Annotated in this window: 19 protein-coding genes; 12 read left to right on the top strand and 7 right to left on the bottom strand. The window is 59.9% G+C overall.

Going from position 1 to position 24,421, the window contains the following annotated elements:
• Positions 1-47: 47 nt before the first annotated feature.
• Positions 48-1,031, top strand: a complete 984-nt coding sequence (locus JZX88_RS23030) for a sensor histidine kinase (protein WP_206914867.1) — start codon at positions 48-50, stop codon at positions 1,029-1,031.
• Positions 1,032-1,304: 273 nt separating this feature from the next.
• On the opposite strand, the gene JZX88_RS23025 is transcribed toward JZX88_RS23030, so the two are convergent.
• A complete protein-coding gene (locus tag JZX88_RS23025) occupies positions 1,305-3,023 on the bottom strand; it encodes a sensor histidine kinase (protein WP_206914866.1) in 1,719 nt (572 codons plus the stop codon).
• 238 nt (positions 3,024-3,261) lie between these two features.
• Here JZX88_RS23025 and JZX88_RS23020 point away from each other — a divergent pair, with 238 nt between their 5' ends.
• The gene (locus JZX88_RS23020; protein WP_110759153.1) at positions 3,262-3,837 is read left to right on the top strand and encodes a PRC-barrel domain-containing protein; all 576 of its coding nucleotides are present in this window, start codon (positions 3,262-3,264) and stop codon (positions 3,835-3,837) included.
• Between the two features lie 102 nt (positions 3,838-3,939).
• On the opposite strand, the gene galE is transcribed toward JZX88_RS23020, so the two are convergent.
• From galE to JZX88_RS23005, 3 genes are all read right to left on the bottom strand, one after another.
• Positions 3,940-4,923 (bottom strand): UDP-glucose 4-epimerase GalE, encoded by a 984-nt coding sequence (galE, locus tag JZX88_RS23015; protein ID WP_142858717.1) that lies wholly within the window; start codon positions 4,921-4,923, stop codon positions 3,940-3,942.
• A gap of 171 nt (positions 4,924-5,094) precedes the next feature.
• Complete coding sequence (locus tag JZX88_RS23010; protein WP_065116390.1) at positions 5,095-5,532, bottom strand: hypothetical protein; 438 nt, start codon at positions 5,530-5,532, stop codon at positions 5,095-5,097.
• An 11-nt stretch (positions 5,533-5,543) separates the two neighbouring features.
• A complete protein-coding gene (locus tag JZX88_RS23005) occupies positions 5,544-5,888 on the bottom strand; it encodes a YqjD family protein (RefSeq protein ID WP_020009943.1) in 345 nt (114 codons plus the stop codon).
• A gap of 281 nt (positions 5,889-6,169) precedes the next feature.
• Here JZX88_RS23005 and nspC point away from each other — a divergent pair, with 281 nt between their 5' ends.
• Entirely contained in the window at positions 6,170-7,267 is a 1,098-nt protein-coding gene (gene nspC / locus JZX88_RS23000; RefSeq protein ID WP_065116391.1) for a carboxynorspermidine decarboxylase, read from the top strand.
• Between the two features lie 59 nt (positions 7,268-7,326).
• Positions 7,327-8,565 (top strand): saccharopine dehydrogenase family protein, encoded by a 1,239-nt coding sequence (locus JZX88_RS22995; RefSeq protein WP_206914865.1) that lies wholly within the window; start codon positions 7,327-7,329, stop codon positions 8,563-8,565.
• 65 nt (positions 8,566-8,630) lie between these two features.
• On the opposite strand, the gene JZX88_RS22990 is transcribed toward JZX88_RS22995, so the two are convergent.
• A complete protein-coding gene (locus tag JZX88_RS22990; protein WP_206914864.1) occupies positions 8,631-9,272 on the bottom strand; it encodes a TetR/AcrR family transcriptional regulator in 642 nt (213 codons plus the stop codon).
• Positions 9,273-9,376: 104 nt separating this feature from the next.
• Between JZX88_RS22990 and JZX88_RS22985 the strand changes: the two genes are divergently transcribed.
• A complete protein-coding gene (locus JZX88_RS22985) occupies positions 9,377-9,826 on the top strand; it encodes a hypothetical protein (RefSeq protein ID WP_110759197.1) in 450 nt (149 codons plus the stop codon).
• 100 nt (positions 9,827-9,926) lie between these two features.
• On the opposite strand, the gene JZX88_RS22980 is transcribed toward JZX88_RS22985, so the two are convergent.
• Complete coding sequence (locus JZX88_RS22980; RefSeq protein ID WP_142858725.1) at positions 9,927-11,777, bottom strand: DEAD/DEAH box helicase; 1,851 nt, start codon at positions 11,775-11,777, stop codon at positions 9,927-9,929.
• A gap of 390 nt (positions 11,778-12,167) precedes the next feature.
• Here JZX88_RS22980 and JZX88_RS22975 point away from each other — a divergent pair, with 390 nt between their 5' ends.
• From JZX88_RS22975 to clpB, 7 genes are all read left to right on the top strand, one after another.
• The gene (locus tag JZX88_RS22975; RefSeq protein WP_065116412.1) at positions 12,168-13,445 is read left to right on the top strand and encodes an aspartate kinase; all 1,278 of its coding nucleotides are present in this window, start codon (positions 12,168-12,170) and stop codon (positions 13,443-13,445) included.
• Positions 13,446-13,619: 174 nt separating this feature from the next.
• The gene (gene ptsP / locus JZX88_RS22970; protein WP_065116396.1) at positions 13,620-15,887 is read left to right on the top strand and encodes a phosphoenolpyruvate--protein phosphotransferase; all 2,268 of its coding nucleotides are present in this window, start codon (positions 13,620-13,622) and stop codon (positions 15,885-15,887) included.
• Between the two features lie 28 nt (positions 15,888-15,915).
• A complete protein-coding gene (prfA, locus tag JZX88_RS22965) occupies positions 15,916-16,998 on the top strand; it encodes a peptide chain release factor 1 (protein ID WP_065116397.1) in 1,083 nt (360 codons plus the stop codon).
• Positions 16,995-17,861, top strand: coding sequence for a peptide chain release factor N(5)-glutamine methyltransferase (gene prmC, locus JZX88_RS22960; RefSeq protein ID WP_206914863.1), 867 nt, complete (start codon positions 16,995-16,997; stop codon positions 17,859-17,861). The genes prfA and prmC overlap by 4 nt, the downstream gene beginning before the upstream one ends.
• Before the next feature lie 395 nt (positions 17,862-18,256).
• Positions 18,257-19,042, top strand: a complete 786-nt coding sequence (locus JZX88_RS22955) for a DUF4167 domain-containing protein (RefSeq protein ID WP_110759163.1) — start codon at positions 18,257-18,259, stop codon at positions 19,040-19,042.
• 21 nt (positions 19,043-19,063) lie between these two features.
• Positions 19,064-19,270 carry a hypothetical protein gene (locus JZX88_RS26220; protein WP_246753541.1) on the top strand — a complete coding sequence of 69 codons (207 nt, stop codon included), beginning with the start codon at positions 19,064-19,066 and terminating at the stop codon, positions 19,268-19,270.
• A 142-nt stretch (positions 19,271-19,412) separates the two neighbouring features.
• Positions 19,413-22,037: an ATP-dependent chaperone ClpB gene (gene clpB, locus JZX88_RS22945; RefSeq protein WP_206914862.1), complete on the top strand. Its 2,625-nt coding sequence runs from the start codon at positions 19,413-19,415 to the stop codon at positions 22,035-22,037.
• A gap of 73 nt (positions 22,038-22,110) precedes the next feature.
• Here clpB and JZX88_RS22940 read toward each other — a convergent pair whose 3' ends face one another.
• A complete protein-coding gene (locus tag JZX88_RS22940; RefSeq protein WP_065116401.1) occupies positions 22,111-24,057 on the bottom strand; it encodes a M23 family metallopeptidase in 1,947 nt (648 codons plus the stop codon).
• Positions 24,058-24,421 lie beyond the last annotated feature (364 nt).

The raw sequence follows: 24,421 nt of genomic DNA, 5'->3' as shown, positions 1-24,421 counted from the left end.
GGTTACGGTCGTGGGCTTGACCCGCGGCTTTCTGCAAGGAGACGAATTTGCATCGGCTGGCATGGCATAACGCGGAGAGGGACGAGGGCGAGCTGCACGATTCGCTTATCCTTGCCTTGCTCGATTCGGGTGAGACAGTCCTGCTCCAGGACTGGAACCGCGACTATATATTCGTTGCCAATCTTCCCGATGTCTGGAAGCTGCCAGCCGATTCCCATCCCACCGATGAAATTCTGTTCGGCAATGACCTGTCGGTCCGGCTTGCCGAGCTGAAAAAGGATATGGTGACGGCGGGCAGCCGTGGCATGCTGGAAGTCAATGCCGGCAAGGACCGTGTCTTCCAGTTCCAGGTCCATTCGACCTTCAATCAGTCAAACCAGATGGTGATGAAAACCACCATTCGCGAAGTGACGGCGGAAAGGCGGCGCGAGCAGCTTTTGCGCTCACTGCTGCGCGAGGTCAGCCACCGCTCCAAGAACCTTTTGGCGATCATCCAGAGCCTTGCGGGCCAGACGGCCCGATTCAGCCTCACCAAGGATGATTTTTTGCGCAAGTTCCGGGGCCGGCTGCACGCGCTTGCCCAGAGCCAGGATCTCATCACGGATTCGGACTGGCGCGGCGCGCGCATATTCGAGCTTCTGCGGCAGCAATTCGATCTCTATGTGCCGGAATATCCCAACCTCATCCACATGGAAGGCGAGAACCTTCTGCTCAACCCGAACGGGGCGCTTTATATCGGGCTCGCCTTTCACGAACTGGTGGTCAATACCGTCAGCCACAGTGGCAATCTCGCCTATCATCCGCCGATCTCTCTTCAGTGTCGGCAGGACGGCGATTTTTATATCGTCGAGTGGAACGAGCCTATGATGCCGTCGAAGGAACCGGTGGAGGTCCGGCGCGGCAGCTTCGGCAGCGTGGTGCTGGAAAAGGTGGTGCCTTCCGCCCTCGGAGGGAGCGCCGAATACCAGCTGACACCGGAGCGGATCGTCTACCGCCTGAAGTTCCCTTCGGGTGACGGCGCGGATTCCTGACAGAATTGCGGGGCGTGGATGATGCCGGGCGCCCGTCTCCCATAGCGCAGGACCATAATAAAAAAGCACGGCCCATAGGAGAGCCGTGCTATTTTATGACGGGTTTTCAGGGGCGAAACCCGTTTATATTCAGCCAAGCTTCAGGCGGGGACGGGGGAATCGCTTGGCCTGCAGTAAAAATGCGCACTGCCGCATTCGGTTCCCGGAAAATGCATTTTTTTTGACAATCGCCAAATTCAGGGGCCAAATTCAAGCGGCCCGCGAGAGGACGCCTCAATGCGTCTGCTCGGGCCGCTTGGGGGCGAAATAGCGCATCGGCGCTTCCAGAGACCATTCAAAACCGGTGTCGCGATATTCCGTCGTCACATGCCCGCCGAACGCGCCTTCCGCATGTCGTTTGATGACGGTGGTACCGAAACCCTTGCGGCTCGGCTCGGTCGCGGGTGGCCCGCCTGTTTCCGTCCAGACGAGATGCAGCATCTGCCGACCGTCTTTTTCGAGCGGCTTCCAGCTTACAATTATCTTTCCGGCCGGAACCGAAAGGGCGCCATATTTGATGGAGTTCGTCGTCAGCTCATGCACCACGAGCCCGAAATTCTGCGCCGCTTCCGGCGAAAGCATGAAATCCTCTCCCGCCAGCACGACACGTTCGGCCACGGTGCCGAAAACGTCGAGATGGGTCTCGATCAGCTTGCGGATCGGCAGGCCCTGCCACTGAACCTCCGCCAGTGCGCGGATGGACATGCCGAGACCGCGCAGGCGGTGGTCGACCTCCTTTTGGAACTCCGGAATGCTTTTATTTTCCCGGCCCAGTTGCCGTATCATCGCCTGAACCAGCGTCAGGATGTTCTTGGAGCGGTGAACCAGTTCGTGCAGCAGCAGTTGCAGCCGCTCTTCCGACTGGCTCCTGTCGAATGAGGCGTTGGAAAGCGCGATGGCGACCTGGTTGGCCTCCTTTATCTTGGTATCGACGGGGGCCACGATCTCGCCTTCACCGATACGCTCGGCCATGTGGGTCAGATCGCGGATGGAGCTGCGCAATTGCCGCCCGACCAGATAGGCGCCGCCGATGGCGATCAGCACCAGCACAAGGCTGCCGATCATCATCTGCCGCCAGGTGTCGATCAGCGCCGCCTGGCTTGCGGCCAGCGGTCCCCACATCACGGTCTTCCATTGCCAGCCCGGCAATTGCGCATAGGCATAGAGATTGCCCTTGCCATCGAAAAAATTGCCGCTGAAGGCCTGCATTTCCGAAAGTATGGCGGGGTTGACAAAGGGCTTGCCCACTTCCGCCTCATCCTGTGCGCTGGAAACGACGACGCGGTTGGTGCCGTCGATGATGGCGACCGCCCAGTTGCGCGGCAGGTTTTCCGTGGGAATGAGCCGGCTGAGATCGCTGGCATTCTGCGTCAGGATCAGCGCGTCGCCGGCTGATCCGAGGTCCGGATCGAGCGGCATGGTGACGTTGAATACCCATTCCTTGCTGGTGGAGCCGAAAAACATGTCGGAAACGGTGATACGGCCGGAATCGATCGCCTTGGCCAGATTTGCCTCGGCCGGCACCTTGCCGAGAGGCTGGCCATAGGGCAGCCGGGTGTTGAGGCGCTGCTGGCCGTCCTTGGTGGCAAGAAGGGCGTAAAGGCCCTCCCTTTTCAGGCTTTCGGCGACACGCCCCTGAAACGCCGCGAGATTGCCGCTCTCAAGCTCGGGAAACTGCGACAGCAGGTTGAGCGAGGTGGCCATTTCCTGCAGGCGACGGTCGATGTTGCGGCTGACGACCCGGACATCCTCGATGGTTTCCCTCTGCAGGTCGTCGCGTTTTTCGGCTTCAAGCCGCAGCATCAGATAGCCGACGAAAAGAATCAGCGGCAGGGTGATGACGGTTGCCATCACCACCAGATAGGTGCCGATTGAGGCGGTCGGGAAAAAATTCGCGCTGCGCCGACGCAAAGCCGAGATCATGTCTTTCAGTCTGTCGCCGGGTGGAGGCATACAAAAAACTCCGGCAGTTATGGCATTGTTACGGCAGGGATAATAGCGCGCTGTCCCCCGTTAGCAATGCCTGTTTTTTACCTTCGGTTGTTGCAACACGCGACAATTGCATCGGCGTGACCCGAAAAAATCGGAACTATTTCAACGACGAGCCCGTTTGCAAAACGAACCGGCCCGGGAGCGAAAGTAAAATCAATCATCGCCCGGCCAGTTGAGAACGATGAAAGGAAGGTACGAAATGACAAAGAAACTCACGATACTCGTCACCGCCGCCCTGATGGGCACGACGGCTTTCGCGCCGCTGGCCATCGCTCAGGGCACCACCCAGCCCGCACCGGCAAATCCGGGCGCGCAGACAGAGCCGGCAACGCCGCCTGCAACTCCGATGACGCCTGCCGCCCCTTCGGCCAATGACAGCGCTGCCACGACCACCGGCGGCGCCTATATAACCGAGCAGGGCGAAACCCAGATCAGCGCCAATGACTATATCGGCAAGTCGGTCTACACCGCAGCCGATGAGAGCATAGGTAACGTCACCAATCTCATCATGGAAGAAGATGGCGGCCTCGTCGCGGCCGTGATCGGTGTCGGCGGTTTCCTCGGCATCGGTGCAAAGGATGTGGCCGTGCCGATGGACAAGGTGACGATGACCCGCAATGCGCAGGACGGTACCATCCGTCTGACGACCACGGAAACGGCGGAAACGCTGAAGGCTGCGCCTGAATTCAAGACGCTGGAACAGAAGGCCAGCGAGAAGAATGCGGCAACTCCGGCGGCGCCCGACAGCACGACGACATCCGCGACCAAGCCTTGATCCCATACCTGGGAGGCAGGAGCGGGACCGGGCTCTTAAAAGCCGTCCCGCGGGAGACACCGGCCCTCGGCCGGTGTCTTTCTGTTTTGGCCTGCGGGCTGCTCAATCTCCGGCGTTGCGCGAGGAATGCCATGCCCAGGCGGATCTGATGATATCCGACAGCGAATAACGCGGTTCCCACCCGAGAACTTCTCTCGCCTTGTCATTATTGGCGACAAGGGTGGTGGAATCGCCGTCGCGCCGCCCGGTATATTCGACCGGGAAGGGGCGGCCGGAAACCTCGGATATTGCTGCCAGCAGTTCCTTTACCGTGGTGCCGGTGCCGGTGCCGAGATTGAGTTCCACGGTTTCGCCGCCGGCGAGCAGATAATCCACCGCCCGCACATGCGCATCGGCAAGGTCGAGAATGTGAATGTAGTCACGCACACAGGTGCCGTCGCGCGTGTCGTAATCCGTGCCGAACACCTTGAAGCCCTGACGCCGTCCGAGAGCCGCCTCGATGGCCAGCGGGATCGCATGGGTTTCGGGCTTGTGCCATTCGCCGATCCGGCCTTCGAAATCCGCGCCCGCGGCATTGAAGTAGCGCAGCATGACCGAACGCAGCCCCTTATAGGTGCTGTAGTCCTTCAGCGCCTGCTCCACCACCCATTTGGTGCGGCCATAGGGGTTGATCGGCGCCTGCCGGTGCGTCTCGTCGATCGGCACCTGTTCCGGCAGTCCGTAGGTGGCGCAGGTGGAGGAAAACACGAAGGCGGTGACGCCGGCATCGATGGCGGCCGAGAGCAGGTTGAGCGAGCCGATGACGTTGTTGTCGTAGAAGGCGACGGGCTGCTTGACCGATTCGCCGACTTCGATCAGCGCGGCGAAGTGCAGAACGGCTTCCGGCCGGTGTTTGGCGAAGACTTCGTCGAGCCGCGCCCGGTCGCGGATATCGCCCTGTTCGAAGGGCCCCCAGCGGACGAATTCCTCATGCCCGTTGGACAGATTGTCGAAAACGACCGGTTCATATCCTCGCTCAGACAGGAGAAGGCAGGTGTGCGAACCGATATAGCCGGCACCGCCGACGACAAGGACTTTCTTCTTCATCAATCGCCTTTCAGAAAATTACGGACGCGCCGAGACTGTATGTCACTTTGTTCAAATAAGGGCGGCGTGGCGCAGGATGCCATCAACCAATCTATCCTTCGCCGGTAACATAAAAAAAACCGCGCATCCATGCTGTGGATGCGCGGTTTGCCCTGTCATGCCGCCAAGAAGTTACTTGGGCTTTTTCGTATTGACCCTGGTGGCCAGAAAACCGGCAGCGACAGCCACGGCGAGCGTTGCATAGGGCCGTGCCTGAATGGCAAGGGTCAGCAGCGACTGCAGGGCCAGAGGCGCTGCCGTTAGCGGAGCAGCGGCCGTCAGCGGCGCGACCGGTCTTGCGGCATAGGCTTTCGGGCGTTTAACGATCGCCAGCGCCACCAGCATGATGACGCCAAGCAGGAAGGCCGAGCCTGCAACGACCAGCGCCGCCGGGCCAGCCCCGACATGATGCGCGAGGTAAATGGACCCCGCCACCACCGCGGCCACAAAGGCGATCAGGAAAAAGACCGCGGTCAACACCCAGAGGATGATGGTGGCGCGCAGGCGCCGTGTGACCACGCGTCCTTCGCGCTGGGTGTCTCCCAGATAGACCAGCAATGCCTCAAGCATGAGCGGCCGCCTTATCGACGTGTGAGAAGGGCAAGCACGAAACCGACGCCGACGGCGATGCCGAGGGACTGGAGCGGATTTTTCTGGACGTGGTCTGTCAGATTGTCGTTCAGCGTGGAGATTTCGCTGCGGACGCTGTCGGCCATCTCTCCGGAAGCGGTGAGCGCATCATCGGCCACCCGGGCTGCCTGCGCCTTCAGTTCGTGCGATGCTCCGACGCCGAGCGCCTTCACGCTCTTGGCAAGATTTGCCAGATCTTCGCGAAGCTGGGCGAGCTGCGCTGCCACATCGGCCGCATCACCGTTTTCGAGGGATTGCTGGATCTTGTCATTCACGCTGCTACGCACGCTTGCCATAGGTGAAGTCCTTCCTGAACATCGTTGATGGGAATGGCGGCATGTTACAGACTGCCGCCGCTCGCGAACCTTCGTTACGGCGGCTGAACACCCGCCTGTCCGCCATTCAAACGCACCCATGCCGGCTTGGTTCCGCAAGGGGAGGTGTTTTCTTCACAGGCATTTCGGCTCGGGGGCGATTTTCCGGGAATTCGGTGCCGGACATTTGTTTTCCTGTCACAAGCATCCTATAAGGCCCATCATCGAGACGTACCTTGACTTCAATCAATATGTGAAACGACATGCTCCAGACGCCCTATTACCTCATCGACAAGACAAAACTTCTTCGCAACATGGAGAAGATTGCCTATGTGCGGGAAAAATCCGGCGCCAAGGCGCTGCTGGCGCTGAAGTGCTTCGCCACATGGTCGGTGTTCGATTTCATGTCGCAATATATGGATGGCACCACCTCGTCCTCGCTTTACGAGGTGCGTCTCGGCCGCGAGAAATTCGGCGGCGAGACCCATGCCTATTCCGTCGCCTATGCCGATTATGAAATCGACGAGGTGATCGCGAATGCCGACAAGATCATCTTCAATTCGATCGGTCAGCTGGAGCGTTTCGCCGACAAGGCTTCCGGCATCACACGCGGTCTGCGCCTCAACCCGCAGGTCAGCTCCTCAAGCTTCGATCTTGCCGATCCCGCGCGCCCGTTCAGCCGGCTGGGCGAATGGGACGTGGCCAAGGTCGACAAGGTCATGGACCGCATTTCCGGCTTCATGATCCACAACAATTGCGAAAACGGCGATTTCTCCCTGTTCGACCGGATGTTGACGCAGATCGAGGAAAAGTTCGGATCGCTGCTGTCGCGCGCCGAATGGGTGAGCCTCGGCGGTGGCATCCACTTCACCGGTGACAATTATCCGCTCGACCAGTTCTGCGACCGATTGGCGGCGTTTTCGGAAAAATACGGCGTGCAGGTCTATCTGGAGCCGGGCGAAGCCTCGATTACGAAGAGCACGACGCTGGAAGTGACGGTTCTCGACACGCTGTTCAACGGCAAGAATCTGGCCATCGTCGACAGTTCCATCGAAGCCCATATGCTCGATCTGCTGATCTATCGCGAAACCGCCAAGGTTTCGCCGAACGAGGGCGAGCATCCCTATATGGTCTGCGGCAAGTCCTGCCTTGCCGGCGATATTTTCGGCGATTTCCGCTTCGACAAGGAATTGAAGGTCGGCGACCGCATCTCCTTCCAGGATGCGGCCGGCTATACCATGGTCAAGAAGAACTGGTTCAACGGCGTGAAGATGCCGGCGATCGCCATCAAGGAACTGGACGGCACCGTTCGCGCCGTTCGTGAATTTGACTTTGCCGATTTCGAGCAAAGCCTGTCTTAAACCCTGTTTTAACATGAAACGAAGCTCATCCCTGCGGGGAAAAGGAGGCATCACCTGAAATGAAGAAGAACGTTCTGATCATCGGCGCCGGTGGCGTAGCACAGGTCGTGGCGCATAAATGCGCCCAGAACAGCGATGTATTGGGAGACATTCATATTGCGTCACGGACTTTGGAAAAGTGCCGCAAGATTGTCGAGTCCGTACGCGAAAAGAAGAGCCTCAAGACAGATGTGAAACTTGAGGCCCATGCGCTTGACGCTATGGATATCGAGGCGACGAAGGCCTTGATCAGGAAAACCGGCGTGGAAATCGTCATCAACGTCGGTTCGGCTTTCGTCAACATGTCCGTTCTTCGTGCCTGCATGGACACGGGTGTTGCCTATATGGATACGGCGATCCACGAGGATCCGACCAAGATCTGCGAGACGCCGCCGTGGTATGGAAACTACGAGTGGAAGCGCGCGCAAGAGTGCAAGGAAAAAGGCGTGACCGCCATTCTCGGCGTTGGCTTCGATCCGGGCGTGGTGAACGCCTATGCGCGTCTCGCCAAGGACGAGTATTTCGACAAGGTCACTTCGGTCGATATCGTCGATATCAATGCCGGCAGCCACGGCCGCTGGTTCTCGACCAATTTCGATCCGGAAATCAACTTTCGCGAATTCACCGGCGTCGTCTATTCCTGGCAAAAGGGTGAGTGGCAGACGAACCAGATGTTCGAAGTCGGCCAGGAATTCGACCTGCCGGTCGTCGGCAGGCAGAAGGCCTATATGACCGGCCATGACGAAGTGCATTCGCTGTCCAAGAACATGGACGGCGCGGATGTGCGCTTCTGGATGGGGTTCGGCGATCACTATATCAACGTCTTCACCGTGCTGAAGAACCTCGGCCTGCTGTCCGAAAAGCCGGTCAAGACGGCTGAAGGTCTCGAAGTCGTGCCGCTGAAGGTCGTCAAGGCCGTGCTGCCCGATCCGTCTTCGCTGGCGCCCGATTACGTCGGCAAGACCTGCATCGGCGATATCGTCAAGGGCATCAAGGACGGCAAGGAGCGCGAAGTCTTCATCTACAACGTGGCCGACCACAAGGAAGCCTACGAAGAAGTCGGCTCGCAGGGCATTTCCTACACCGCCGGCGTTCCGCCGGTCGCCGCTGCCATGCTCATCGCGACTGGCGAATGGGACGTGAAGCAGATGGCCAATGTGGAAGAGTTGCCGCCGAAGCCGTTCCTCAACCTCCTGAACAGGATCGGCCTGCCGAACCGCATCAAGGATGAGAACGGCGACCGCGCGCTCACATTCTGAGTGATGGTGCTCTGATCTGTCGAGACAATGGAGCCCCGCGAAAGCGGGGCTTTTTAATGGCGGCCTCAGCTTCTGGTGAGCTGCCCTATGAACAGATGCAGCGTTTTGTGCATTGCCTCCGAAGGGGGCTCGGCAACATGCCATTCTGGAAAATGTCCATCGATTGCCATGCGGGCAAGGCCATAGACCAGCGCGCGGGCGCCCAGCACGAGTTGATCCAGATCGAGGCCGTGGGGGAGCTGGCCGTTTTCACGCGCCTGCATCAACAGGCTGATCATCAGGCGCCTTATGGCGTCGTTCTGCTCACGTAAAATATCGGACGAATTGAAGTCGATCAGCGTTCGCGAACTTATGACCTCAAAATGCGTCGGGTTGGCCAGCGCCCAGCGCAGATAACCGTGGCCAATGGCTTCGAAGGCGACAAGCGGGTCCTCATCGCCGGCCTGCGCTCTCGCGGTTTCGACGGATTCCGTCAGCCGGTTCATGGCCTGCTCCGCAACAGCGGTCATCAAGGCCGCTTTTGAACGGAAATGCCTGAACGGCGCTCCTGGCGAGACGCCGGCACGCTTGGCGGCCTCACGGACGGAAACATTTTCAGCGCCCCGTTCCTCAATGATTGCGATCGTTGCCGCAACAAGCTCATCGACAAGGTTGCCGTGGTGGTAGGGCCTGTCGCGCGCCGTCTTCTTGTCCTGAGCTTTTTCCATAAGCCTTGGGGTAGCACCAAATCGATATGTAATCACTGATTATTTTATTGCGTCGAAATGAAGCTTGATGTAAGCATCGATTACATTGAGATATGGAGATTTCAATGGTGCACCCGGTTTTAAAAATCACTCTCGCATTTGCATTTTTCCCGATCGCCGCCGCCCATGCGCAGGACAGCCCGAAGCTGGAAATCGTGTGGCCGCAAGCGGGCGATGTCATCGAATTGGGCCATGATCCCGAACGGGCCATCGGCGTCGTCGTGAAAAGCAGCTTCAAGCTGCTTCCCGCCGGGCAGTGTGGAGGAGACGGCCAATGCGGCCATGTGCATATGAAAATCGACCCTTCGGGCGATACATGCAACATTCCCGGCCGGGCCTATAACAGCATGAACAGCGACTTCGGCGGTGATCTCATCAAGGCAAGGTTCGGACATTGCCCAAGCCCGACCGGCCGGCACGTCATCGGTATTCTGCTGGCAGATGACCACCACCGGCCCGTTCTGGTCGACGGCAAGCCGGTCACGGCTCTTGTCGAAGTGACAACCAAAGACTGATCGCAGGAGTGCCGGCAGCGGTCGTGTTGCGATGGCGCAATAAAAAAGGTCCCGTGCAAACGGGACCTTTATCTCGATAAACCTGAAAGCCGGGGCGTCCTCAGCCCTTCGTCGGCTTCGGTCCACGCTTTTCGAAGGGCTTGTCCTTCTTGCCCTCGTATTTCGGCTTGTCGCCGAAGGGCTTCTTCTTTTTCCAGGGCTTGTCGTCACCACCCTTGCGGTCGTCACGTTCGCCGCCGGCATGGTCCGATTTGCCGAATTTGCGCTGCGCCTTTGCCGGGCGCGTGTCTTCGCGGAAGCCGCCGGTCATTTCCGGCTTGCCTTCGAGCGCCTTCAGGCGAATGCCCTTCTCAAGCGTCATGTCCTTGCCGATGGCGGAGGTGAAGCGATCGACGGCATCGGCCGCCAGTTCCACGAAGGTCTCTGTCTGCTGCATGCGGATCGCGCCAATATCCTGGCGGGTGATCTTGCCGAAACGGCAGAGCATGGGGATTAGCCAGCGGGGCTCGGCGCTCTGCTTGCGGCCGACGGACAGCGAAAACCAGGCGCTGTCAGCGAAATCGGAGCGTTCGCGGCGCGGCGCGTTGTTTTCGACCGTCTCGAAACTGTCGCGGCGCGGCTTGCGGCTGTTGTCCAGCGAGACTTCGGCGATGTCTTCGGGCGCGGAACGTCCGGCGTGGTAAAGGCGCACGAAAGCGGCGGCGACTTTTTCCGCGCCGTGCTGCTCGAGCAGCCTGGTGACGAAATCGCGTTCGTCCTCGGCCACGGCCTCGGTGAGCGACGGATCGGCCAGAAGACGGGCGCCATCACGCTCGACGATCTCTTCGGCGGAAGGCGGACGTACCCATGCCGGGCTGACCTTGGCGCCGTCCAGCAGGCGTTCTGCCTTGCGGCGCTGGTTGACCGGCACGACGATGGCGCTGACGCCCTTCTGACCGGCGCGGCCGGTACGGCCGGAGCGGTGCAGAAGCGTTTCGGAATTGGTCGGCAGGTCGGCATGGATGACGAGTTCGAGACCCGGCAGGTCGATGCCGCGGGCGGCAACGTCGGTCGCCACGCAGACGCGGGCGCGGCCGTCGCGCATGGCCTGTAGCGCGTGGGTGCGCTCGTTCTGGGTGAGTTCGCCGGAGAGAGCAACGACGGCAAAGCCGCGATTGTTGAGCCGCGCCGTCAGATGGTTCACTGCCGCACGGGTGGAGCAGAAGACGATGGCGTTGCGGGCTTCGTAAAAGCGCAGCGCATTGATGATGGCGTTCTCGCGGTCGGCCGGCGTTACCAGCATGGCGCGATATTCGATATCCACGTGCTGCTTCTGTTCGGAAGCGGTGGCGATGCGTACTGCGTTCTTCTGGTAGCTTTCGGCCAGCTTGGCGATGCTGCGCGGCACGGTGGCCGAGAACATCAGGGTGCGGCGGGTTTCCGGGGATTCCTCCAGAATGAATTCCAGATCCTCGCGGAAACCGAGATCGAGCATCTCGTCCGCCTCGTCCAACACCACGGCGCGGATCGAGGAGAGATCAAGCGCGCCGCGCTTGATGTGGTCGCACAGACGCCCGGGGGTGCCGACGACGATATGGGCGCCACGCTCCAGCGCCCGGCGCTCGGTGCGGATATCCATGCCGCCGACGCAGGATGCGATGGAGACGCCGGCGAATTCGTAAAGCCATTCCAGCTCGCGCTTCACCTGCATGGCCAGTTCGCGGGTCGGCGCGATGGCAAGCGCCAGCGGTGCGGAAGCCTGACCGAAGCGGCCATTCTCCGGCAGAAGGGTCGGCGCCAGTGCAATGCCGAAGGCGACCGTCTTGCCGGAACCGGTCTGCGCGGAAACCAGCGCGTCCTTTTCGGCCAGTTCCGGCGCAAGCATGGCCTTCTGCACGGGGGTCAAGTCTTTATAGCCGCGTTTTTCCAACGCCTGCGCGATCGCCGGGGCGATACCCTGGGTGTCTGTCATCTACCGTCTTTCGGATATGAAGCTGCCCGCATCCGCCCGAAACCAATAGGTCCTAAAGTCTCCGGGGCAGCCGATACAGGCCATTTCGGCCATCTGGCCGGTTGCATTGCCGCGCTCATACTGCGAATGGGCCGGTTTGTACAGTGCACTGCGGTACGCTCTTTTACGGGTGCTTTATCCGCCCGCCGTTTTCATCGCGCCATTGTTCACGCCCGCCGCTGCGAAAAAGGCGTACCGCATGGTTCATAAACGGCATTGCGTGCCCCCCTCCTTTTCGCTAAGAGACCCGCAACTTGAGGCTCTTTGTCAGGAAGGGCCGACTGGGTTTGTTCTTGTCCGTCCGCTCTTTGAACGAGCCGGCGGGAAAATGGGATGGTACTGGTCAAGGCTATGGCTCGCATTGTCATGAAATTCGGCGGCACGTCCGTCGCGAACCTCGAACGCATTCACAATGTCGCACGGCATGTGAAACGCGAAGTGGATGCCGGCCATGAAGTGGCCGTGGTCGTTTCCGCCATGTCCGGCAAAACCAACGAGCTGGTGGACTGGGTGCAGAATGCTGCGAAAGTGGCCGGCACCAACGCCGCCTCTTTTTATGATGCGCGCGAATATGACGCGGTTGTCGCATCCGGCGAGCAGGTCACCTCCGGTCTGCTGGCGATCACCCTGCAATCCATGGGCATCAATGCACGCTCCTGGCAAGGCTGGCAGATCCCGATCCGTACCGACAATGCGCATGGCGCCGCCCGTATTCTCGAGATTGACGGGTCTGATATCGTCAAGCGCATGGGTGAGGGACAGGTCGCCGTCGTTGCCGGTTTCCAGGGCATCGGCCCGGATAATCGCATCGCGACGCTCGGTCGGGGCGGCTCGGACACCTCGGCTGTCGCCATCGCCGCGGCCGTCAAGGCGGACCGTTGCGACATCTATACCGATGTCGACGGCGTCTACACCACCGATCCGCGCATCGAGCCCAAGGCTCGCCGCATGAAGAAGATCGCCTTCGAGGAAATGCTCGAAATGGCCTCTCTCGGCGCGAAGGTTCTGCAGGTTCGCTCAGTCGAGCTTGCCATGGTACACAAGGTGCGCACCTTCGTTCGCTCCAGTTTCGAGGATCCCGATGCGCCGGGCATGGGCGACCTCATCAACCCGCCCGGTACTTTGATTTGTGACGAGGATGAAATCGTGGAACAGGAAGTCGTAACCGGCATCGCCTATGCCAAGGATGAAGCACAGATCTCGCTGCGCCGCGTGGCAGACCGTCCGGGCGTTTCCGCCGCGATTTTCGGTCCGCTCGCGGAAGCGCATATCAATGTCGACATGATCGTGCAGAACATCTCCGAAGACGGCTCGCGCACCGACATGACCTTCACCGTTCCTTCGGGCGACGTTGCCAAGGCGCTCAAGGTTCTGGAAGACAACAAGGCCCAGATCGGTTTCGATGTCGCGCAGAACGAGACGGGTCTCGCCAAGGTTTCGGTCATCGGTATCGGCATGCGCAGCCACGCCGGCGTTGCCGCAAGCGCCTTCAAGGCACTTGCCGAGAAGAACATCAACATCAAGGCCATCACCACGTCGGAGATCAAGATTTCGATCCTGATCGACGGCGCCTATGCCGAACTTGCGGTTCGCACTTTGCATTCCGCCTACGGTCTCGATAAGAGCTAAGCCGAGACATCGGTTCCCGATACTCCGATTCTTCGGAGTTGCGTTCTTCCGATGTGGCGTTTCATGAAAGCGTGTCCCTTGCGGGACGCGCTTCTGGCGCTATAAATTTTTAAATGACGTTTCGATTCTCGAATATTATGACATTCGGATCGGAAGTGTCGGGGAGCAAACGCGATGAGAGACCTTTCCGCAGGTCCGCGCGTCCTGCTCAAGCGGCTGCGCGAAATGATGGCGGAGCACCTTGAACCGCAGGATCGTCTGGACCAGATCGTCCGTCAGATTGCCAGCAACATGGTGGCGGAGGTTTGCTCGGTCTACGTGCTGCGTTCCGACAGCGTGCTGGAGCTTTACGCCACCGAAGGTCTCAACAAGGATGCCGTGCATCTTGCCCAGCTGAAAATGGGGCAAGGTCTTGTCGGCACCATCGCCGCTTCCGCCCAGCCGCTCAATCTTTCCGATGCGCAGGCGCATCCCGCTTTCCGCTATCTTCCTGAAACCGGTGAGGAAATTTATCATTCCTTCCTCGGCGTGCCGATTTTGCGCTCCGGTCGCACTCTTGGCGTTCTTGTGGTCCAGAACAAGGCCAGCCGAACGTACCGGGAGGATGAAGTTGAAGCGCTCGAGACAACCGCGATGCTTATCGCTGAAATAGTGGCGAGCGGCGAGTTGAAGAAGATCACCCGCCCCGGCGTGGAGCTGGACCTGACGCGCGCCGTCTCCATCGATGGCGACGCCTATGGTGAGGGTATCGGTCTTGGTCACGTCGTGCTGCACGATCCCCGCATCGTCGTCACCAATCTGCTCAATGAAGATGCGGATACGGAAATCCGGCGTCTTGCCGATGCCATCGGTTCGCTGCGGCTCTCCATCGACGACATGTTGCAGCGCCGCGACGTGCCGACCGAAGGCGAGCACCGCGAGGTTCTCGAGACCTACCGCATGTTCGCCCATGATCAGGGCTGGGTGCGGCGCATGGAAGAGGCGATCCGCAACGGCCTGACGGCGGAAGCGGCGGTCGAGAAGGTGCAGAGCGACACCAAGGCGCGCATGATGCGCCTGACCGATCCTTATCTGCGCGAGCGCATGCATGATTTCGACGATCTCGCCAACCGGCTGCTGCGGCAGCTGATCGGTTTCGGCGGACGTGGACCGGAGCAGGATTTCCCGCTCGACGCCATCGTGCTTGCGCGCGCCATGGGCGCTGCCGAGTTGCTCGATTATCCGCGTGAAAAATTGCGCGGTCTGGTGCTGGAAGATGGCGCGGTGACGAGCCATGTCGTCATCGTGGCGCGTGCCATGGGCATTCCGATCATCGGCCAGGCGACCGGTATTGTCGCACTCGCCGAAAACAACGATCCCATCATCATCGATGGCGATGACGGTCAGGTGCATCTGCGCCCCATGTCGGACCTGCAGCGCGCCTATGAGGAAAAAGTGCGGCTTCGCGCCCGGCGGCAGGAGCAGTTCCGCGCGCTGCGCAATGTCGAGCCGATCACCAAGGATGGCCAGAAGGTCAATCTGAAGATGAATGCGGGCCTTCTGGTAGACCTGCCGCAGCTTGACGAATCCGGCGCCGACGGCATTGGCCTGTTCCGCACCGAGCTGCAATTCATGATCGCCTCCAACATGCCGAAGGGCGAGGAGCAGGAGGCGTTCTATCGCTCCGTTCTGCGGCAGGCGAAGGGCAAGAGCGTCACCTTCCGCACGCTGGATATCGGCGGCGACAAGGTCGTTTCTTATATGCGCGGCCAGGAAGAGGAAAACCCGGCGCTGGGCTGGCGGGCGATCCGCCTGTCGCTCGACCGGCCGGGCCTCATGCGCACGCAGATGCGGGCGTTGCTGCGGGCTGCCTCCGGAGCGGAACTGCGGATGATGTTGCCGATGGTGACGGAAGTGTCCGAAATCCGCGCCGCTCGCGATCTTCTGCAGAAGGAAGTGCAGCATCTTTCGAAGTTCAGCCATGCGCTGCCGAAAAAGCTGCAGTTCGGCGCGATGCTGGAAGTGCCTTCGCTGATGTGGCAGCTCGACGAGCTGATGCAGGAGGTGGATTTCGTTTCCGTCGGTTCGAACGACCTGTTCCAGTTCTCCATGGCGGTCGATCGCGGCAATGCAAGGGTTTCGGATCGTTTCGACAATCTCGGCAAGCCGTTCCTGCGCATTCTGCGCGATATCGTCCGGGCCGGCGAAAGGCATCACACCTCGGTCACGCTGTGCGGCGAGATGGCGGGCAAGCCACTGACCGCCATGGCGCTGATCGGTCTCGGTTTCCGGTCGATTTCCATGTCGCCAACGGCAATCGGCCCGGTCAAGGCCATGCTGCTCGGTCTCGACGCCGCGCGTCTGGCCGATGAGTTGAATGCCGTGCTCGACGATCATAATTCGCTGGAAAGCGGGCGCGAGGTGTTGTTACGCTTTGCCGCAACGCATTCCATTCCCATTTAAAAGACTTATTTCATTATCGGAGTGACTGGTGGCGAAGCTTCCCGTCGAAAAAATGCGCGAGTTGGAAAGGCGTTTCGGAGAGATCGAAGCGCGGATGTCGGCCGGCCCGGCAGCGGATGTCTATGTGAAGCTGGCCTCGGAATATTCCGAACTCCAGCCGGTGGTGAACAAGATCCGCGATTATGAGAAGGCAATTGCCGAGGCTGCCGATCTTGAGGCGCTGCTTGCCGACAGGGAAACCGACAGGGACATGCGCGATCTGGCGGAAATGGAACTGCCGGAGATCGAGATCCGCATCGGCGAGCTTGAGAAGGACATGCAGGTCCTGCTGCTTCCCAAGGATGCGGCCGATGAAAAAAGCGCGATCCTTGAAATCCGCGCCGGCACCGGCGGCTCCGAGGCGGCACTTTTCGCCGGCGATCTGTTCCGCATGTATGAGCGCTTCGCATCGACCAAGGGCTGGAAGGTGGAAGTTCTTTCCGCCAGCGAAGGTGAAGCGGGCGGTTACAAGGAAATCATCGCCACGATCAGCGGGCGAGGGGTGTTCTCCAAGCTGAAATTCGAATCCGGCGTGCACCGCGTTCAGCGTGTGCCGGAAACGGAGGCGAGCGGCCGCATCCATACTTCCGCCGCCACGGTTGCGGTGCTGCCGGAAGCGGAAGACATCGACATCGAGATCCGCCCGGAAGACATCCGCATCGATACCATGCGCGCTTCCGGCGCTGGCGGCCAGCACGTCAACACCACCGACTCCGCGGTTCGTATCACCCATCTTCCAACGGGATTGATCGTCACCAGTTCGGAGAAATCCCAGCACCAGAACCGCGCCAAGGCCATGCAGGTTCTGCGTTCGCGCCTTTACGACATCGAGCGCCAGAAGGTGGACAGCGAACGTTCGGCCGACCGCAAGAGCCAGGTCGGTTCGGGTGATCGGTCCGAGCGCATCCGCACCTATAATTTCCCGCAGGGGCGCGTCACCGATCACCGCATCAACCTCACCCTCTACAAGCTCGACCGGATGATCGAAGGCGAAATCGATGAGCTTGTGGATGCGCTGATCGCCGATTACCAGGCCGGCCAGCTCGCACTTCTTGGCGAACAGCAGCCTTGAGCGGCGCTGAAGGAACCGTTTCGGCCGAACTTGCCGCCGCCCGCAAACGGCTGCAGGCGGCGGGCGTGTCCGATCCGTTTCTCGATGCGCGTCTGTTGATCGCGGAGATCATCGGTTTTTCATTGACCGATTTCGTGATGAAGCCCGACCATCCGGTTACGTGCGAAGAGCAGGCCCGCATCGCTGCCATGGTCGAAAGGCGGGCCGGGGGGGAGCCGGTTCATCGCATCCTCGGCCACCGGGAGTTTCATGGTCTCGATCTTCTGCTGTCGAAAGAGACGCTTGAGCCCCGTCCGGATACGGAGGTTCTCGTTGACACGGTGTTGCCGGCATTAAAAGAGGCGGTCTCCCAAAAGGGCAGCGCCCGCGTGCTGGATCTGGGCACGGGCACGGGGGCGATCTGCCTCGCGCTTTTGAAGGAATCCCCCGGAGCGACCGGTATCGGCAGCGATATTTCCGCTGACGCGCTGGAAACGGCTGCGAAAAACGCTTCCAGAAACGGGCTCGAAGCGCGTTTCGAGATCAGGCAGAGCGACTGGTTCGAAAAAATCTCTGGCCGCTTTGACATAATTGTGTCGAATCCGCCTTATATAAGAAGCGATATCGTTACAACGCTCGACCGAGAGGTTCGTCATCATGATCCGATGGCGGCGCTGGACGGAGGTCAGGACGGCCTTGCACCGTACCGCCTTATTGCTGCCGATGCAGGTCGTTTTCTTGTGGAAAACGGGATCGTCGGTGTGGAGATCGGTTTCGATCAAAGGCTTGATGTTTCCGCCATATTTGCTTCCCACGGTTTCTCTCTTCTGGACGCCGTGAAGGATTATGGCGGCAACGACAGAGTTTTGATCTTCCGGAGATAGTTCTTCACGATATGGCTGCGGATTTTTTGCAGGGATATTTTGCACAGCAAAAGAAAAGGCTTGGATTTCCGCGGGAAGCGGGATAGTTTGCGGCCACATGCCGGGTGGCTGAGGACGAACGCAGATTCGTCAGGGTATGGGTCAGTCCCGAAGCGGGTTCTTTTGAGAGCCCTGAAAGGCTGGGCGTTTCCGGCATGTGAATCAGTAAACTTTGTTCGCAGGCGGCTCGGTGCAGCATTTGCGCGACCGGTCGTCATTCGCGAGGTCTTGTCCGGGGTTATCTTCGGCAGGACGCGTGACGGAGCAATTTCAGGAAAAATTTCCAGCGGTTTTCCGTCCGGAATTGCATGAAAACAACCAGATTGTCAGCAAAACAGAATTCAGGTGAGCAATTGATGAGGCCAGGACAGCAAAACAAGCGCGGCCGGGGGCGTGGAAACAACAACAATAACAATGGTGGCGGTAACAACAACTTCAACCGCAAGGGCGGCAATCCGCTCACCAGGACTTATGACAGTTCCGGCCCCGATGTTAAGATTCGCGGTACAGCCCAGCACATAGCGGAAAAATACGCCGCCCTTGCCCGGGATGCGCAGAGTTCTGGTGACCGCGTGATCGCGGAGAACTATCTGCAGCACGCAGAGCATTACAATCGCATCATTGCCACGGCTCAGGCCCAGATGCAGGAACGTTTCCAGCGTGACGATCGTGGTGAATACAATGCTGCGGATTCTGACGACATGGATGTGAATGATGGCGACGACGGCGTCGTTGCATCGCAGCAGCCTGCCGAACAGGCGGAGCGCAGCCAGCAGCCGGAGCGCCAGGAGCGCGCCGAGCGGAGCGAGCCTCGTCAGGACCGCCGGGAGCGCCCGGATCGCCGCGAGCGGCAGGAACGCCAGCCGCGCCAGCCGCAGGTTTCCGCCGAACAGCAACCGCCGGTCTATGACGCCAGCCAGGCGCCGCAGCCGGTGATCGAAGGTACGCCGATGGAAGTGGCGGTGGAAGAAGAGCAGCAGCAGGCGGAAGCGCCCGCAACCGAACGTGCTCCGAAGACCCGCCGTGCCGCCACCCCGCGTCCGCGGCGTCCGCGCCGCGCCGCAGCCGCGGAAGGTGCCGAGGGTGAAGACGCGCCGGCCGGCGAGGAAGCACCCGCCACTCTTGAAAATGCTGCTGAATAAGCAGGGATTTCAAATCGACAGATGATCGAAAAACTCCGGCTTGCCGGAGTTTTTTGTTTTTCGGGTGTATTTGCGCGTAGCTTGCCGGTGGCCGAAGGAGGCGAATGCACGATGCGACGCTGGCGTCCGTCAAATCCGGCTAAAATTTCTGGAACGGTGGTGTTCCTCCCCTTTAAACCAGTGAAAATGCCTCCCATATCCGTGCAGGAAGGACGGAAGCCGCATTGAGCGGTAACGGTCCATCGAGAGGCGGCGATCGTGAAATCCTTTAAGCGCGACTGTCGTAGCGGGGCTTGCCTTTGAGGGAGCCTCAACCCTAACACCCGGTGCCGTGCCGAAAGCGGGCGGGCCGGTCAATGGAGGTTCGACTATGAATATTGAGAAATACTCCGAACGTGTTCGCGGTTTTCTGCAATCGGCGCAGACCTTTGCGCTTGCGGAAAACCATCAGCAGTTTTCGCCGGAGCACGTTCTGAAAGTCCTGCTTGATGACGAGCAGGGCATGGCTGCATCCCTGATCGAGCGCGCAGGCGGCGATGCGAAAGAAGCGCGCCTTGCCAATGATGCTGCGCTGGCGAAATTGCCCAAGGTTTCCGGCGGTAATGGCGGCCTGTCGCTCACGGCTCCGCTCGCCAAGGTGTTTTCGACTGCGGAAGATCTTGCCAAGAAGGCCGGCGACAGTTTCGTCACCGTCGAGCGTCTGCTGCAGGCGCTTGCGATTGAAAGTTCGGCGTCCACCTCGGCTTCGTTGAAGAAGGCAGGCGCAACAGCGCAGGCGCTCAACCAGGTCATCAACGACATCCGCAAGGGCCGCACGGCCGATAGCGCCAATGCCGAACAGGGTTTTGACGCACTGAAGAAGTTCGCGCGCGATCTGACGGAAGAAGCCCGTGAGGGTAAACTCGACCCGGTGATCGGCCGTGACGACGAAATCCGTCGCACGATTCAGGTCCTTTCGCGCCGCACCAAGAACAATCCCGTGCTGATCGGTGAACCGGGCGTCGGTAAAACGGCGATTGCCGAGGGCCTTGCGCTGCGCATCGTCAATGGCGACGTGCCGGAAAGCCTGAAGGACAAGAAGCTGATGGCGCTCGATATGGGCGCGCTGATCGCCGGTGCGAAATATCGCGGTGAATTCGAAGAGCGCCTGAAGGCCGTACTTAATGAAGTGCAGGCTGAAAATGGCGGCATCATCCTGTTCATCGACGAGATGCACACGCTGGTCGGCGCCGGCAAGGCTGATGGCGCGATGGATGCCTCCAACCTCCTGAAGCCCGCCCTTGCCCGGGGTGAACTGCATTGCGTCGGCGCCACCACGCTCGATGAATATCGCAAGCATGTGGAAAAGGACCCGGCTCTTGCCCGCCGTTTCCAGCCCGTTCTGGTGGATGAGCCGACCGTGGAGGACACGATTTCGATCCTGCGCGGGTTGAAGGAAAAATACGAACAGCACCACAAGGTCCGTATCTCGGATTCGGCCCTGGTTGCGGCTGCGACGCTTTCCAACCGTTACATTACCGACCGGTTCCTGCCCGACAAGGCAATCGACCTGATGGACGAGGCCGCTTCGCGTCTTCGCATGCAGGTGGATTCCAAGCCGGAAGAACTGGACGAACTGGATCGCCGCATCATTCAGCTCAAGATCGAGCGCGAGGCGCTGAAACAGGAGACGGACCAGTCCTCGGTCGATCGCTTGAGGAAGCTCGAGGACGAACTGGCCGATACGGAAGAAAAGGCAGATGCGCTGACGGCCCGCTGGCAGGCGGAAAAGCAGAAGCTCGGCCACGCCGCCGATCTCAAGAAGCGGCTGGACGAGGCCCGCAACGAACTGGCGATCGCCCAGCGCAACGGCCAGTTCCAGCGCGCCGGCGAGTTGACCTACGGCATCATTCCGGGCATCGAAAAGGAACTCGCTGCGGCGGAAGCGCGTGACAGCAGCGGTGCCGGCTCGATGGTTCAGGAAGTGGTGACGGCGGATAATATCGCCCATGTCGTTTCCCGCTGGACCGGCATTCCGGTCGACAAGATGCTGGAGGGTCAGCGCGAAAAGCTGCTGCGCATGGAAGACGAGCTTGCCAAGTCCGTTGTCGGACAGGGTGAGGCCGTTCAGGCGGTTTCCAAGGCGGTGCGCCGTTCGCGTGCCGGCCTGCAGGATCCCAACCGCCCGATCGGCTCGTTCATTTTCCTTGGCCCGACGGGCGTGGGCAAGACCGAGTTGACCAAGTCACTGGCCCGCTTCCTGTTTGACGACGAAACCGCGATGGTTCGCCTCGACATGTCGGAATATATGGAGAAACACTCCGTTGCCCGGCTGATCGGCGCACCTCCCGGCTATGTCGGTTATGAGGAGGGCGGTGCCCTGACGGAAGCGGTTCGTCGCCGGCCTTATCAGGTCGTGCTGTTCGACGAGATCGAGAAGGCGCATCCTGACGTCTTCAACGTCCTGCTGCAGGTGCTGGATGATGGTCGTCTGACGGATGGCCAGGGCCGCACTGTCGACTTCAAGAACACCATCATCATCATGACCTCGAACCTCGGTTCGGAATTCATGACGCAGATGGGCGACAATGACGATGTGGAGTCGGTTCGCGAACTGGTGATGGAGCGGGTGCGGTCGCATTTTCGTCCGGAATTCCTCAACCGTATCGACGATATCATCCTCTTCCATCGCCTGCGGCGCGACGAAATGGGTGCCATCGTGGAAATCCAGCTGAAGCGGCTTGTTTCGCTGCTCGGCGATCGCAAGATTTCGCTCGAACTGGATGAGGATGCCCGCAGCTGGCTTGCCAACAAGGGTTACGATCCCGCTTACGGCGCACGTCCGCTGAAGCGGGTGATCCAGAAGGCGGTTCAGGACCGGCTTGCCGAAATGATCCTCGGCGGCGAAGTTCCTGATGGTTCGCGGGTCAAGGTGACGTCGGGTACCGACCGGCTGCTGTTCAAGGTCAAGCCGCCGAAGGGCGAGGCCGAGGCCGAAACAGCCGATGCCGCATAAAACAAAAGGGCTCCGGAAACGGAGCCCTTTTTCATATGGCGGGATTGCAGGAACGGCCGCAATCTGTTGCGGATCAGCGGCTCGCCATCTGATTGGGCTTTTCGTCAATATTCAGCAGATTGTCGATCCGCTTTCTTTCATCGGAAAAACGCGCCAGCGCGTCGCCGGAAAGCGACTTGCCGCCAGGCAGGCGCACTTTCATGGCGTCAACCTTGGTGCCGTTGACGATCAGCTCGTAATGCAGATGCGCGCCGGTCGAAAGGCCGGTTGATCCCACATAACCGATCACCTGACCCTGTCTTACCTTTGCGCCTTCCGTGACGCCCTTGGCGATCGCGTTCTGGTGATTATAGGAAGAGACATAACCGTTGGCATGGCGGATCAGGGTCTGGTTGCCGTAGCCCGAGGCCCAACCCGCTTTCTCGACTGTGCCGTTGCCGGTCGCGATGATCGGCGTGCCGCGGGCGGCAGCCCAGTCGGTGCCGGTATGCATGCGGCTGAATTTCAGGACCGGGTGGCGGCGCATGCCGAAACCGGATGTCATGCGGCCGTTCGGAACGGGATTGCGCAACAGGAACTGCCGGATGCTTTTGCCGTTTTCGTCGAAATAGTCGATGCTGTTGTCTTCCGGATTCTGGAACCGGTAAAACCGCGTCTCGTTGTCACCGAATTTGGCGTTGACGTAAAGCAGCTCAGACTTGTCGGTGGCCTTGCCGTCCGCATCTTCCACGGAGAAGAAAGCCTCCAGCGTATCCGCCGGCTTCAGCTGCGCCTGAAAATCGACGCTGCTGGCCAGAAGCTTGATAAGCTGGGAGACCATGCTCTGGTTCATGCCATAGGCGAGAGCGGCGCGGTAGACACCGTCATAGACGCTCGGCAGATCGCGGCCGGCCGCAGGTGCGGGCGCGCTGTCGAAGGCGGTCGCGACCGCGTCGAGCTTCGGTGGTTCGCTGGCCTTGATGAAACGCTTGCGGTCATCGACGGCCATGGTCACCATGTGGCGGCCCTTGCGGTAAAGGCTCACGCGCACGATATCGCTTTTTTCGTCTTCCTGGAGAATGCCGACGCGCAGCACATCGCCGCTTTCGACATTGTTGGACTGGATTTGCGGTGAGAGCAGCCCGGCGATTTCGGAAGACTGCGCCTTCGAATAACCCGCGCCGAACAGGGCGGCCTCGATGGTCTCGGTCTGGCGCGCAGGGATCACGTCGTCGGCATATTCCTTGACCGGAACCGTGGCCGATTGCGGGGTCGATACCGACATGTTCTGTTCGACGACACGGGCGGCAAGGCCGGCGGTGATGTCGACGTCGCCTTCGTCATTGTCGAAGCGGCGGGGATCGATGTAATAAAGCGCGGCAAGCTGCTCATTGCCGTCCGTCAGGATCGAGCCGTTGGAGCGAACCGCTTCCTCGACCTCGTCGAAGCTCAAGGAGCCGGCGAAGGCATATTTGGAGTGCTGGACGGGAAAGGCGACGGTTTTCAGGCTGACTTCGGACTCAACTTCGGAGCCGTAGATCGTTCCGGTGCGGCTTGGCGCCGGTGCCGCCGCGTCCTTGTCGTCATTGCTCGCGAAAATATTCAAGGGGTCGAAAGCGGGATAATCGTCCTGCTTGGCGTAATTCGCCGCCAGCGGAATCTTGACGTGGGAGAAGGGGACCTTGCGGACCACTTCCTTGTCGCCCTCATTGATGACGGTGGAGACTTCCATGATCGAGCGGTCGGACGGTCGTGCCGCGATATTGGGGGCAACGAGGCGCGTTCCGCGGCGGGCAGCTTCGGTGGCGTTGTTGCCCATATCCGCCTTTGCGAAGGCTTCGGCGGGAATGGCCAGCTGCTGGCGGCCGTCAAGGGCCGCGAAAAGAGCCACGCCCATCAATATGGAAGAGGTAATGCCGGTCAGGAACGTGCCGGAAAGCCATCGCAGCGAAATCTCGCGACGATCGGGTGCACGGCGCCCTTCCGCCAGAATTGGCGGCTCCGTGCCTAGCGACCGGATCACGTTGCGATCCGCAGTCATACCAGCTGTGCCCCGTCGGTCATGCGCTCTCCAGAAACTTCAGGCGAAGGTGTGCAACTTTCAAAGCCCCGAGTCAAATCCATCGACGCAGCCGGAGATATGTCGCAACACGCTATATTAGGGACACGCATGGGCATGCCCGTATTAACGTTTCGTTGGCAAAGCAATTAGCGAGGAACCGGGCCAAAAGAAGGCGTGAACCCCACCTTGCTGCCGGGGGCCGCGTTCTCCTGTGCAAAACCGGAGGCGCGGTGGGTCCTTTTTATGTCATTGCGCTTATGAAAACGAAATTACATTTAAAAACCAATAACTTGCCTAATTTTCTTATTTTTTGTGATTTGTGCTGTTGACTTGTTTGAGGTGA

The sequence above is a fragment of the Agrobacterium sp. OT33 genome, from assembly GCF_017313365.1.
Taxonomy (GTDB): domain Bacteria; phylum Pseudomonadota; class Alphaproteobacteria; order Rhizobiales; family Rhizobiaceae; genus Agrobacterium; species Agrobacterium rhizogenes_A.
Note: the sequence above shows the minus strand (reverse complement) of the source record. Positions and strands in the feature narration are given on the sequence as shown.

Excerpts from the sequence above, each read along its gene's own strand:
- JZX88_RS23025 (WP_206914866.1), bottom strand. The coding sequence starts at position 3,023 with ATGCCTCCACCCGGCGACAGACTGAAAGACATGATCTCGGCTTTGCGT.
- JZX88_RS23020 (WP_110759153.1), top strand. The coding sequence starts at position 3,262 with ATGACAAAGAAACTCACGATACTCGTCACCGCCGCCCTGATGGGCACG.
- galE (WP_142858717.1), bottom strand. The coding sequence starts at position 4,923 with ATGAAGAAGAAAGTCCTTGTCGTCGGCGGTGCCGGCTATATCGGTTCG.
- JZX88_RS23010 (WP_065116390.1), bottom strand. The coding sequence starts at position 5,532 with ATGCTTGAGGCATTGCTGGTCTATCTGGGAGACACCCAGCGCGAAGGA.
- JZX88_RS23005 (WP_020009943.1), bottom strand. The coding sequence starts at position 5,888 with ATGGCAAGCGTGCGTAGCAGCGTGAATGACAAGATCCAGCAATCCCTC.
- nspC (WP_065116391.1), top strand. The coding sequence starts at position 6,170 with ATGCTCCAGACGCCCTATTACCTCATCGACAAGACAAAACTTCTTCGC.
- JZX88_RS22995 (WP_206914865.1), top strand. The coding sequence starts at position 7,327 with ATGAAGAAGAACGTTCTGATCATCGGCGCCGGTGGCGTAGCACAGGTC.
- JZX88_RS22990 (WP_206914864.1), bottom strand. The coding sequence starts at position 9,272 with ATGGAAAAAGCTCAGGACAAGAAGACGGCGCGCGACAGGCCCTACCAC.
- JZX88_RS22985 (WP_110759197.1), top strand. The coding sequence starts at position 9,377 with ATGGTGCACCCGGTTTTAAAAATCACTCTCGCATTTGCATTTTTCCCG.
- JZX88_RS22980 (WP_142858725.1), bottom strand. The coding sequence starts at position 11,777 with ATGACAGACACCCAGGGTATCGCCCCGGCGATCGCGCAGGCGTTGGAA.
- JZX88_RS22975 (WP_065116412.1), top strand. The coding sequence starts at position 12,168 with ATGGCTCGCATTGTCATGAAATTCGGCGGCACGTCCGTCGCGAACCTC.
- ptsP (WP_065116396.1), top strand. The coding sequence starts at position 13,620 with ATGAGAGACCTTTCCGCAGGTCCGCGCGTCCTGCTCAAGCGGCTGCGC.
- JZX88_RS22955 (WP_110759163.1), top strand. The coding sequence starts at position 18,257 with ATGAGGCCAGGACAGCAAAACAAGCGCGGCCGGGGGCGTGGAAACAAC.
- JZX88_RS26220 (WP_246753541.1), top strand. The coding sequence starts at position 19,064 with ATGATCGAAAAACTCCGGCTTGCCGGAGTTTTTTGTTTTTCGGGTGTA.
- clpB (WP_206914862.1), top strand. The coding sequence starts at position 19,413 with ATGAATATTGAGAAATACTCCGAACGTGTTCGCGGTTTTCTGCAATCG.
- JZX88_RS22940 (WP_065116401.1), bottom strand. The coding sequence starts at position 24,057 with ATGACTGCGGATCGCAACGTGATCCGGTCGCTAGGCACGGAGCCGCCA.